Annotated in this window: 9 protein-coding genes and 1 tRNA gene; 2 read left to right on the top strand and 8 right to left on the bottom strand. The window is 66.5% G+C overall.

Annotated elements, in window-relative coordinates:
* The first annotated feature begins 340 nt into the window (after positions 1–340).
* Positions 341–1,120 (top strand): NUDIX domain-containing protein, encoded by a 780-nt coding sequence (locus tag IV088_RS15805; RefSeq protein WP_291103971.1) that lies wholly within the window; start codon positions 341–343, stop codon positions 1,118–1,120.
* A 57-nt stretch (positions 1,121–1,177) separates the two neighbouring features.
* Here IV088_RS15805 and IV088_RS15800 read toward each other — a convergent pair.
* Positions 1,178–1,269: transfer RNA gene (locus IV088_RS15800), tRNA-Ser, on the bottom strand.
* Between the two features lie 98 nt (positions 1,270–1,367).
* Here IV088_RS15800 and IV088_RS15795 point away from each other — a divergent pair.
* Positions 1,368–2,780: a HAMP domain-containing sensor histidine kinase gene (locus IV088_RS15795; RefSeq protein ID WP_291103968.1), complete on the top strand. Its 1,413-nt coding sequence runs from the start codon at positions 1,368–1,370 to the stop codon at positions 2,778–2,780.
* A gap of 48 nt (positions 2,781–2,828) precedes the next feature.
* Here the strand turns inward: IV088_RS15795 and IV088_RS15790 are convergent, their stop codons facing one another.
* The 7 genes from IV088_RS15790 to ppc form a co-directional block, all read right to left on the bottom strand.
* Positions 2,829–3,422 (bottom strand): response regulator transcription factor, encoded by a 594-nt coding sequence (locus IV088_RS15790; RefSeq protein ID WP_236964286.1) that lies wholly within the window; start codon positions 3,420–3,422, stop codon positions 2,829–2,831.
* A gap of 216 nt (positions 3,423–3,638) precedes the next feature.
* A complete protein-coding gene (locus tag IV088_RS15785) occupies positions 3,639–4,931 on the bottom strand; it encodes a tryptophan--tRNA ligase (protein WP_291103964.1) in 1,293 nt (430 codons plus the stop codon).
* Between the two features lie 7 nt (positions 4,932–4,938).
* Positions 4,939–5,607, bottom strand: coding sequence for a site-2 protease family protein (locus IV088_RS15780; protein ID WP_291103961.1), 669 nt, complete (start codon positions 5,605–5,607; stop codon positions 4,939–4,941).
* Positions 5,608–5,659: 52 nt separating this feature from the next.
* Complete coding sequence (locus IV088_RS15775) at positions 5,660–6,295, bottom strand: L-threonylcarbamoyladenylate synthase (protein WP_291103958.1); 636 nt, start codon at positions 6,293–6,295, stop codon at positions 5,660–5,662.
* An 85-nt stretch (positions 6,296–6,380) separates the two neighbouring features.
* Positions 6,381–7,289 carry a DMT family transporter gene (locus IV088_RS15770; RefSeq protein WP_291103955.1) on the bottom strand — a complete coding sequence of 303 codons (909 nt, stop codon included), beginning with the start codon at positions 7,287–7,289 and terminating at the stop codon, positions 6,381–6,383.
* Positions 7,289–8,143: a 3',5'-nucleoside bisphosphate phosphatase gene (locus IV088_RS15765; protein ID WP_291103952.1), complete on the bottom strand. Its 855-nt coding sequence runs from the start codon at positions 8,141–8,143 to the stop codon at positions 7,289–7,291. Before IV088_RS15765 ends, IV088_RS15770 begins: the two co-directional genes overlap by 1 nt.
* A 144-nt stretch (positions 8,144–8,287) precedes the next feature.
* Complete coding sequence (gene ppc / locus IV088_RS15760) at positions 8,288–11,149, bottom strand: phosphoenolpyruvate carboxylase (RefSeq protein ID WP_291103949.1); 2,862 nt, start codon at positions 11,147–11,149, stop codon at positions 8,288–8,290.
* Positions 11,150–11,210 lie beyond the last annotated feature (61 nt).

Here is an 11,210-nt window from a genome sequence, read left to right as displayed (position 1 = left end):
AGTGCCTGGCCTGGGACTTCAACGGCCCGGTGGTGGAGAAGGTCTACCCGATGTTTTTCCGCTGGCAACGGCCGGCGAAGACCCCCGCCTGAGCTGCACCGGGCTCAGTCCACGAGCAGCACCACCGCCCCCGGTAGGCGACCGCGGTCCACCTCGGCCTGCAGCACCCGCATCAGGCGCTGTGTCCGCTCCGGGCACAGGCCGAGGTCGGCCGGTGCGGCCGAGGGCAGGGGAGGCGGTCGTTCATGGGTGTGTCGGCGAGGGCGGGAGATTGGGGCATCTTGGTCATGAAGGTGACCGGTGGCCTGACGCGTCGGCGTCGTGCCGGCACAATCGCGGCATGGCCATTTTCCTCAATTCCGACCTTGTCCTGACACCGCCCGTCGATGCGGCGACTGTGATGGTGCTGCGCGACGGCGCGCAGGGGCTGGAGGTTCTGCTGGTGCGCCGGCACGGCAATTCCGGCGTGCTCGGTGGCGTGCACGTGTTTCCCGGCGGCAAGCTCGACGCGACCGATTGCGCCGCGCTGCCCGACTGGCTCGACCGCGCGCCCGAGGCCTATGGCGAGGCGCTTGGCGAACCCGGTCTGGCCCCCGTCGTGGCGGTGGGCCTGCATGTCGCGGCGCTGCGCGAGACGCGCGAAGAATGCGGCCTGCGCCTCGTGCCGACCCAACTGGTGCCTTGGTCGCGCTGGGTGACGCCGCGCCAGCCCTCGGTCACCAACAAGCGGTTCGACACCCGCTTTTTCGTGGCGCCCGCGCCGGCGGGTCAGGATGCCGTTCACGATGACCACGAAGCCACCGAAGCGGTGTGGACATCGCCGCGCGCCGGGCTGGAGCGCTATTGGGCTGGCGAGATCGATCTCGCGCCACCGCAGATCATGAGCCTGGTTCAGCTGGTCCGGCTGGCCGACGTCGGGCACGTGATGGCGGTCGCGCGCAGCCGCGCGCCGGTGCTGATCGAGCCCGAGCCGTTTGACCTGGATGGCGAGCGGGTGATCTGTTATCCCGGGGATCCGTCGCATCCGGTGCGGGAGGCCGTCTGGCAGGGGCCCACCCGGCTGAGCTACCGCAACCGGCGCTTCGAAGCCGAGGGCGGGCTGGCGGCGCTGCTGGGCTGAGCCATCGCCAGAAACGACAACGCCCACGGGCGGTGGGCGTTGAAGAAGGAATGACCTTGGCGGAGAAAGAGGGATTCGAACCCTCGGTACTGTATAAACAGTACGCCGGATTTCGAATCCGGTGCATTCGACCACTCTGCCATCTCTCCGCGTCGAAGCCCTCGATTCTAGCAGCAGCTTCAGGGGTTTTTTCACGTTCGAAGCGCTGGAAGCGCTGCAACACTTCAGGCCCCCATTTCGCCCACCCATGCTCGTCGATACCCAGCCCGCCACCTACCAGCACGTGCCTGCCACCGTGGAGGTGCGCGACCAGTGGGTGAATTCGCAGCTCATTGGCGTGTTGATGGACGACGTGTTGTCTTCGCTGGCCGCGGCGGCCTTGGCGGTGCCGGTGCTGGTGTTGCTGATGTACTTCGGGCAGGTGCCCGTCATGGCCCTGGCGGGCTGGGTGGGGCTGATGGCCACCATCCTGGTGTTGCGCTACCGGATGCTGGGCATCTACCGCCTGCGTTACGACAGCAGCGAAGGCCCTCACCGCCTCGCTTTCGTGAGCCGTTACCAATGGACCTGGATCGCGGTCGCCGTGCTCTGGGGGGCCGTCGTGGCCCTGAGTTATGGGCGCTCGGACATGGGGACCCAGTTTGTCTGCGGCGTGGTGGTGCTGGGGCAGGGCCTGCTGGCCCTGGTGGCGGTCAGTGCCTACCAGCCGATTTTCCGGCGGTACGCCCACAGCCTCGTGCTGTCGGTGGTGTTTGGTGTGCTGTTCAACACCTTCGTCCATGGTTACACCAGCGAGACCCTTCGCATGGCGGGCGGGGCGTTGGTCCTTCTGATGGTGTTCTGGTGGCTGCTGATGATGGCGGGCAAACGCCTGCATCAGGTGTACCGCGCCGGTTTCGAGCTGCAGTTCTCCAACGAGGAGTTGATCGATTCGCTGACCCAGCAGACCCGTGCTTCACTGCGCGCAGTGGCCACCAAGAACCGTTTTCTGGCGTCGGCAGCGCACGATCTGCGCCAGCCGGTGCACGCCCTGAGCCTGTACGCCGACTGGCTCGCCACCGAGCCGGAGATGGCGCGCGACATCTCGCCGCGCATCCTGCAGTCCACCCGGGCGATCAACGAGCTGTTTGACTCGCTGTTCGACCTGACGCGCATCGATGCAGGCAACTACAAGGTGCGCCTGCAACATGTGGATGTGGAGCAGCTGTTCGCCGACCTGGCGCTGCAGTTTGAGCCGGTGGCGTCGGGCAAATCGCTCAAGCTCAGGACGCACACCCGGCCGACCACCATCTGGGCCGATCCGGTGGTGATGCGCCGCATCCTGGGCAACCTGCTGTCCAACGCGCTGCGCCACACGACCCACGGGGGGGTGCTGCTCGGGCTGCGTCACCGCGACGACATGTTGGTGTTTGAGGTCTGGGACACCGGCGTGGGCATTGCGCGCGAACACCAGCAGGCCATCTTCCAGGAGTTTTTCCGGGTGTCACAGCACCAGGGCACCGAAGACAGCCTGGGCCTGGGGCTGACCATCGTGTCCAAGCTGACCACGATGATGGGCTACCAGCTCGCGCTGTCGTCCGTGGCCAACCGGGGCAGTGTGTTTCGGGTGATGTTGCCGGCGTACACCCAGAAACACCTGGTGCCGGACGTGGCGACCTGAGCCGTGCACCGCCGTGAAGGCGGCCGCCCGGCCCGCGCTGTCAGCGGATCAGAGGTCGAGCAGGCCTGCGGTGCGGGCGAGGTGGCTGGCCTGTGAGCGGCTCTTCACATTGAGTCGGCGGAACAGGCGCCAAAGGTGCACCTTGACCGTGTGTTCGCTGATCTGCAACTCTTCGGCGATGTCGCGGTTGGACAGGCCCCGGTCGAGCATCACCAGCAGCTGCTTCTGGCGTTTGGACAGTTTTTCCGGAATGGTCGGCGCGTTTTCGTCTTCGGGCTCGTCGGCCAGGAACTCACGCAACACCTTGCCGATCTGTGCGGCACCGGCCGATTTTTCAACGTAGGCGTCGGCGCCGGCTTCACGGGCCAGGTCTTCATAGTCGGATGCGGGCGAGGCCGACAGCACGATCAGGGACGTGTCGGGCAGCATTTGTCGCACTTCGCGCACGCCGGACACCCCGTGGGTGTCGGGCAGTTTCAGGTCCAGGCACACCAGTTCCGGCTCACCGTGTTCGGCAATGGCACGGCTGACGGTCGCCAGCCGCTCCAGTTCGATCACCTGGGTGGAGGTGCGAAGGCGGCGCAGCAGCATGACGACTGCCTCGCGCATCAGCGGATGGTCGTCAATGACAAATATACTCATGGCGGGTGCTGTGAAAGTAGGTGTTCCGGGTTACTAGCATATCGACAACAGGGGGGTTTGGCGATAGCGATTTGCACCGGAATGCAGACCTTGTTTTTAGTTTTCGCGTTCCGGGGTTCCCAACATGGGAACTCAGGGCTTCTGCGGAGATTGTCGCACCTGAGGTGCACCGGGGTACCCTGTCAATTGTCCCTAGAATGCAATTCTGGCGATAAATCAGGGGGCGCCTTCTGAAAAATGCCGCAACGCAGCGTCCAGATCGGCATGATTGCCTTGGTGGCTGAGGCGGTCCTGCAGGCCGGCCAAGGCGGCCGGGCCCTGCTGCTGGAGCAATGCGATGGCTTGCGCCGCATCGCGCGGAGAGGCAAACCCGATGCTCTGCAACAACAAGCTGCCCTGAGCGTCGACCAGCTTGAAATAGAACTGCCCGTCTTTCTCCCGGTACTGTTTGAATCCGGGGGCTGCGGCCTTGGCCGCTTTGGCCGCTGGACCAGCCACCGCGCTGTCCAGAGGGCGCAGGCCCACGGCATGGCGCAACCGGCCGGTGAACGGCGTGGCCACCGCGCGGGCCTTTTCGGCGCCGGCTTTCAAGGTCTTTTCAATCTCGGCCGGGTTCTGGATCAGCCGGTCGTAGACCTCGCGCAACGGCGTGATTTCGTGGTCCAGGCGCTCGAACAGCACCTGCTTGGCGTCACCCCATGCAATGCCGTCGGCGTAGGCCTGGGCCAGCGCAGCGGTTTCTTCGGCGCTGGCGAAGGCCTGGTACAGCTGGAACAGGGCTGAGCCCTCCGTGTCCTTGGGTTCACCGGGCGCACGCGAGTCGGTCAGGATGCCCATGATCAGCTTCTTCAACTGCTCCCGCGGGGCAAACAGCGGGATGGTGTTGTCGTAGCTCTTGCTCATCTTGCGACCGTCCAGCCCGGGCAGCAGGGCCACGTGGTCTTCGGTCACTGCCTCGGGCAGCGTGAAGTGCTCGCCGTAGAGGTGGTTGAAGCTGGACGCGATGTCGCGCGCCATCTCGATGTGCTGGATCTGGTCGCGGCCGACCGGCACCTGGTGGGCATTGAACATCAGGATGTCGGCCGCCATCAACACCGGGTACATGAAGAGGCCGGCGGTCACGCCCGCGTCGGGCTCTTCGCCCGCCGCGTGGTTTTTGTCGACCGACGCCTTGTAGGCGTGGGCGCGGTTGAGCAGGCCCTTGCCCGTGACACAGGTCAGAAACCAGGTCAGCTCGGGAATCTCGGGGATGTCGGACTGGCGGTAGAAGGTGACCTTCTCCGGGTCCAGGCCACAGGCCAGCCAGGTGGCGGCAATCTCCAGTGTGGAGCGCTGCACGCGCGCCGGTTCGCTGCCCTTGATGAGGGCGTGGTAGTCGGCCAGGAAATAGAAACTCTGCACACCCGGTTGCAGGCTCATGCGCACAGAAGGACGGACCGAACCCACGTAGTTGCCGAGGTGGGGGGTGCCGGAGGTGGTGATGCCGGTGAGGACGCGTTGGTTTTTCATGGGGGGCTCAGAACAGCAGGGCGCGCAGCGGGGTCAGCAGCAGCTCGATCGCGCTTTGGGTGACACCCATCAGGGGGTACATCCAGAGACTGCCGACCACGCCGGTGATGACCAGTGCCATGACGATGAAGAATCCGTAGGGCTCGACGCGCGACACGAGCATGGCCTGCTTCCAGGGCAGCAGGCCCACGAGGATGCGCCCACCATCGAGCGGTGGCAGCGGAAACAGGTTGAAGGCAAACATCACCAGGTTCACCACCACCCCGGCCCGCGCCATGCCCACAAAGAAGGGTTCCTCCAGGCCGATGGCGGCCCAGACATAGAGAAGCAGGGTCCACAGGATCGCCTGGAACAGGTTGGCCCCCGGCCCGGCGAGCGCGACCCAGATCATGTCGCGCTTGGGGTTGCGCAGGCGGCCGAAATTGACCGGTACCGGTTTGGCGTAGCCAAACAGAAATGCGCCCGAGGTGGCGAAGTACAGCAGCAACGGCATCGCGATCGTGCCGAGCGGGTCGATGTGCCGGATGGGGTTGAGCGAGATGCGGCCCAGCTGCTGGGCGGTGTTGTCACCAAAATGCAATGCCGCATAGCCATGGGCCGCTTCGTGCAAGGTGATGGCAAAGAGCACGGGCAGCGCGTAGAGCGCAACGGTTTGTACGATGTCGGCGAAGTCCATCGCCATATTGTCCCAGACTGCCCGCTCCCGGGCAGGCCGTGCCTGTCTGGCCTCAAAGACCCAGCGGCTCCAGCGCGCCCCGCCCCTGGCGCACGACCACAGGTTCGCCGCCGGTGCCCATGGGGGTGAGGTCGATCACGGTCGTGGCCTCGAGGGCGCAGGCGCCAGCATCGATCACGCCGGCCAGGTCGTGTTCGAACCGGTCGCGGATCTCGCCGGCTTCGTTGAGCGGGTCGCTCTCGCCCGGCGCGATGAGGGTGGTGGCGAGCAGCGGCGCGTTGTGCAGCTCCAGCAGCGCGAGCAGGGTGATGTGGTCCGGCACGCGCAGGCCGATGGTCTTGCGCGAGGGGTGGCTCACCCGGCGCGGCACTTCCTTGCTGGCTTCGAGGATGAAGGTGTAAGGCCCGGGCGTGGCCAGCTTCAGCAACCGGTACTGGCGGTTGTCCACCTTGGCGTAGCTGGCGAGCTCACTCAGGTCGCGGCAGAGCAGGGTGAGGTGGTGTTTGTCGTCGACCTGGCGCATGCGGCGCAGGCGGTCGGCGGCGGCCTTGTCGTCGAGGTGGCACACCAGCGCGTAGCTGGAGTCGGTGGGCACCGCGAGCACGCCGCCGCGCTCCAGCAGCTGCACCGCCTGCTTGAGCAGGCGCGGTTGCGGGTTGTCGGGATGGACTTCGAAATACTGAGACATGGCGTGATTGTGCGCTGGCGAAAGGCCTGCCGCAGGACCGCAGGTCAACCCTCCCCGCGCCGCGGCGGAGCGCGGAGGCCACACCTCAGCCCTCGGGTGGCGTCAGCAGGCGCTGGTTTTCCCGTGCGGTGAGCCGGCTCGCCGACAGACCGCAGACCACGATCAAGGCGACACCGGTCAGCTCCAGCCCACCCGGGACGTGGTCGAAGACCAGCCAGCCGCAGAACATCGCGAAGGCGATCTGGGCGTAGAGGTAGGGGGTGAGCGTGGACGCGGGAGCGCGCGCAAAAGCCAGGATCAGCAGGAAGTGGCCCACCGTGCCCATCAGTCCCACCAGACTGAGCAGCGCCAGGGTCTTCACGTCGGGCACGGTCTGCCAGACCAGGGGCAGCGCGGTGGTGCTCACCAGGGCGCCCACCCACCCGGTGTAGAAGTGCAGGGTCATCGGGTCTTCGGTGCGGGCCATCTGGCTGGTGAGGATCTGGAACCAGGCGTAGGTGACCACCATCAGCAGCGGGAGCAGGCTGGCCCAGCCGATCGTGGCGCTGCCCGGTTGCACCACCAGCAAGGCCCCCAGAAAACCACCGCAGACCAGGGTCCAGCGCAGCGGCGACACCTTTTCTTTCAGGAACAGGGCGGCGAACAGGGTGACGACCAGCGGTGTGGTCATCACGAACGCGGTGAACTCTCCCACCGGCATGACCTGCACGCTGAAGAACGACAGCACGCTCACCGTCAGCAGGAGCAGGCCGCGCAGCACCTGGAAACGGGGGTGGCGGGTCCGGAGCAGGTCGCGACCGCGCAATGGCAGCATGACGGCGGACACCGCCACCGCCTGGAACAGGTAGCGGAACCACACCGCCACCAGGATGGAGATGAACGCACCCACGTACTTGACGGCCGTGTCCAGCACCGCAAAGCAGGCCATCGCGGTGACCAGAAATGTGATGCCCAGCGTGACGCGGGCAGCCTGGCCCTCGGGCCGCGTGTCCATCAATGGGTGCGGGCTTCGAGCAGTTCCCACACGGGCCGGACGCCGCCGGGCAGGCTGGGCAGCAGGCCCAGGTCGGTGTGGCTCTCGTCCGGGCTGTGGAAGTCGCTGCCGCGGGACGCCAGCAGGTCAAACTCGCGGCAGAACTCCGCGTACTTCACGTAGTCGGCCTGGCTGTGCGCGCCCGTGACCACCTCGACGCCCTGGCCGCCGTGCGCCTTGAACTCGGTGAACAGCGCGAACTCTTCGTTGGCGGTGAATTTGTAGCGCCCCGGGTGGGCCACGACGGCGACACCGCCCGCGCCCGTGATCCAGCCCACGGCATCACCCAGGCTGGCCCAGCGGTGGGGCACAAAACCGGGTTTGCCTTCGGCCAAGTACTTGCGGAACACCGCGTTGGTGTCGGTGCAGAAACCGGCTTCGACGATGTAGCGCGCGAAATGCGAACGCGAGATCAGCTCCGGGTTGCCGACGTACTTCATGGCGCCCTCGTAGGCCCCGGGGATGCCCACCTTGGCCAGATCGGCGCCCATGTCGCGCGCCCGCTCCTCGCGCCCGCCACGCGTCTGCTTCAGGCCCGCGACCAGCGCCGGTTGGGTGTGGTCAAAACCCAGGCCGATGATGTGCACCGTGACGTTGGCAAAGGTGACCGACACCTCCACCCCGGTCAGGTAGGGCAGGCCAGCGTCCCGTGCGGCGGCCATGGCGCGATCCTGGCCGCCGATTTCGTCGTGGTCGGTGAGCGCCCACAGCTCGACACCATTGGCCTTGGCGCGTTGCGCCAGGGCCTCAGGGGTGAGAGTGCCGTCGGAGACGACGGAGTGGCAGTGGAGATCGGCGTTGAGGATGTGGGTCACAGGCGCATTCTAGGTTTGACGCGGTCAATGCACCGATCCGAGATGCAAAACCCGCAATCAAAGAAGTGACCCCCACCCAGAACACCGCGGAACGGGCTTCGCCCGGCCGCAGGTGGGGGGTGACGCCGCAGGCGGCGCGGGGGGTCAGCCTGTATTGCGCAGCCCCGCCGCAATCCCGTTGATCGAGATGTGGATGCCGCGACGCACCTTTTCGTCGCGATCGGCCTGGTTCTCGCCCGCGCGGTAACGCCGCACCAGCTCGACCTGCAGGTGGTGCAGCGGGTCGATGTAGGGAAATCGGTGGCGCATGGAGCGTTGCAGCGACGCGTTGTCCACCAGCCGCTTTTTCTCGCCCGTGATCAGCGACAGGGCGTCGGCCGTGCGGTGCCATTCGGCCTCGATGGCGGTGAACACCTTGCTGCGCAGCTTCTTGTCGTCGACCAGCTCGGCATAGCGCGTGGCCAGGGCGAGGTCGCTCTTGGCCATCACCATGTCCATGTTGGAGAGCAGGGTGCTGAAGAACGGCCACTGGTTGACCATCTTCTGCAGCAAGACCTTCTGTTTGGCCACGCCTTTGGGTCCGTCCTTGTGCAGGAAGGTGTGCACCGCCGAGCCGAAGCCGTACCAGCCCGGCAGCGTGAGGCGGCACTGGCCCCAGCTGAAGCCCCAGGGGATGGCGCGCAGGTCTTCGATCTTCTGGGTGGCTTTGCGGGAGGCCGGACGCGAACCGATGTTGAGTTCGGCGATTTCGCGGATCGGGGTGGAGGCGAAAAAATACTCGGCAAAGCGCGGGGTGTCGTACACCAGCGCGCGGTAGGCCGACATGCTGGCCGCCGACAGCTCGGCCGCGGCTTCCATGAAGGCCTTGGGCGCTTCGCGCGTGGGCTGCAGCAAGGTGGCTTCGAGCGTGGCGGCGACCAGTGTTTCCAGGTTGCGGCGACCGATCTCGGGGTTGGCGTATTTGGAGCCGATCACCTCACCCTGCTCGGTCAGGCGGATCTGGCCGCGCACCGTGCCCGGGGGTTGTGCCAGGATGGCCTGGTAGCTCGGGCCGCCACCACGGCCGACGGTGCCGCCCCGGCCGTGGAACATCCTGAGCTGGATGGTCTTGTCATGGTCCTGGTTGAGCGAATCGAACAGCTCGACCAGCGCAATCTCGGCGCGGTACAGCTCCCAGTTGCTGGTGAAGATGCCGCCGTCCTTGTTGCTGTCGGAGTAGCCGAGCATGATGTCCTGCTCGCTGTAGCCATCGGCCGTGCCCCGGTGCACCATGGCCCGCACGCCGGGCAGGGCGTAGTAGTCGCGCATGATGGGCGCGGCGTTGCGCAGGTCTTCAATCGTTTCAAAAAGCGGCACCACGATCAGGTCGGCCACCGCGTCTTCGGCCAGCAGGCCGCGCACCAGCCCGGCTTCTTTCTGCAGCAGCAGCACTTCCAGCAGGTCGCTCACCGTTTCGGTGTGGCTGATGATGGCGTGGCGGATTGCCTGGGCGCCGAAGCGCTCACGGCCGGTGCGTGCGTTGTCGAAGATCGCGAGCTCACCCTGCGTGTGGGCCGAATAGGCCGCGCCGGGTACGCGCAGCGGCCGCGCGTCGTTCAGCTGGCGCAGCAGCACAGCGCGCTTGGCCGCTTCATCCAGCGCGCTGTAGTCGGCTTCGATGCGCGCGGTGGCCAGCAGCTCGGCCACCACTTCTTCGTGTTTGTCCGAGCTCTGGCGCAGGTCGATGGTGGCGAGGTGAAAGCCGAACACCTGCACCGCGCGGATCAGCGGGCGCAGGCGTGAGCGGGTGAGCGCCGCGCCGTGGTGGGCCACCAGCGAGGACTCGATGGTGCGCAGGTCGGCCAGCAGTTCGACGGCGCTGGTGTAGGCGTCTTGCGGCGCCACGGCGTGGCGGGCGGCTTCTCCGCCCGTCAGTGCGGTCAGTGTGGCGGCCAGGCGGGCGTACATGCCGGTCAGGGCGCGGCGGTAGGGTTCATCTTGCCGGTGGGCGTTCTGGTCGGGCGAACGTTCGGCCAGGGCCTTCATGTCGGGACTCACGCTCGCCAGCATGGCCGACACCGAGAGCTCGGCCCCCAGGTGGTGCAACTGCGTCAGGTGGTGGCGCAGCACCATGTCGGCCTGGCTGTGCAAAGCCAGTTCCAGTGTCTGAGCGGTCACGTTGGGGTTGCCGTCGCGGTCGCCGCCGATCCACTGGCCCATGCGCAGGAAGGGTGCGATCGCGGCCGCCGCGCCGCCATCGCCCAGGCCGGCTTCCAGCTCGCTGTAGAGGCGCGGGATCTGCGTGAGGAAGGTGGCCTCGTAGTAGCTCAGCGCGTTCTCGATCTCGTCGGCCACGGTGAGCTTGGTGAAGCGCAGCAGGCGTGTTTGCCAGAGCTGGGTGACGCGTGCGCGGATCTGCGCCTCGATGTCGTCGCGCTCGCGCGGCAGGCGCTCCTGTTCGTCGCGTTCGCCGAGCAACCGTGCGATGGCGCGCTCGGCGTCCAGGATGCTCTTGCGCTGTACCTCGGTGGGGTGGGCCGTGAGCACGGGTGAGATGTGGCTGAGCGCCAGCGTGTCGACGATCGCGCCCGGTGCGATGCCGGCCTTGTGCAGGCGCTGCAGCGTGCGCGCCAGGCTGCCTTCCTGCAGCTCACCAGCGCGCTCGTGCACGGCGCGGCGGCGGATGTGGTGGCGGTCCTCGGCCAGGTTGGCCAGGTGGCTGAAGTAGGTGAAGGCGCGGATCACGCTCACCGTTTGCTGGCCCGACAGGCCCTTGAGCAGCTTTTTCAGCGCCTTGTCGGCGTCCTGGTCGGCGTGGCGGCGGAAGGCCACCGAGAGCTTGCGGATCTGCTCGATCAGGTCGAAGGCGTCTTCCCCTTCCTGCTCGCGGATCACGTCGCCCAGCACACGGCCGAGCAGGCGGATGTCGTCGATCAGAGGCTGGTCCTTGTCGACGCTGGATTTGGCGCGGGTGCTGCCAGAACGAACGGTGGAGGGAAGGGCGGGGCGGGCAGTCGTTCGGCTCATGGCTGGCTCGTGGGCAGGGTGGTTGCTGAAATTTTGGGCAGGGGCCATGCTAGCATTCAAA

The organism is Hydrogenophaga sp. (genome assembly GCF_018780075.1).
Classification (GTDB): Bacteria; Pseudomonadota; Gammaproteobacteria; order Burkholderiales; family Burkholderiaceae_C; genus Hydrogenophaga.
The sequence above is the reverse complement of the archived record's forward strand: the minus strand, read 5'-3'. Positions and strand labels throughout refer to the sequence as shown.

Excerpts from the sequence above, each read along its gene's own strand:
- IV088_RS15775 (WP_291103958.1), bottom strand. The coding sequence starts at position 6,295 with ATGTCTCAGTATTTCGAAGTCCATCCCGACAACCCGCAACCGCGCCTG.
- IV088_RS15770 (WP_291103955.1), bottom strand. The coding sequence starts at position 7,289 with ATGGACACGCGGCCCGAGGGCCAGGCTGCCCGCGTCACGCTGGGCATC.
- IV088_RS15790 (WP_236964286.1), bottom strand. The coding sequence starts at position 3,422 with ATGAGTATATTTGTCATTGACGACCATCCGCTGATGCGCGAGGCAGTC.
- IV088_RS15780 (WP_291103961.1), bottom strand. The coding sequence starts at position 5,607 with ATGGACTTCGCCGACATCGTACAAACCGTTGCGCTCTACGCGCTGCCC.
- IV088_RS15785 (WP_291103964.1), bottom strand. The coding sequence starts at position 4,931 with ATGAAAAACCAACGCGTCCTCACCGGCATCACCACCTCCGGCACCCCC.
- IV088_RS15795 (WP_291103968.1), top strand. The coding sequence starts at position 1,368 with ATGCTCGTCGATACCCAGCCCGCCACCTACCAGCACGTGCCTGCCACC.
- ppc (WP_291103949.1), bottom strand. The coding sequence starts at position 11,149 with ATGAGCCGAACGACTGCCCGCCCCGCCCTTCCCTCCACCGTTCGTTCT.
- IV088_RS15805 (WP_291103971.1), top strand. The coding sequence starts at position 341 with ATGGCCATTTTCCTCAATTCCGACCTTGTCCTGACACCGCCCGTCGAT.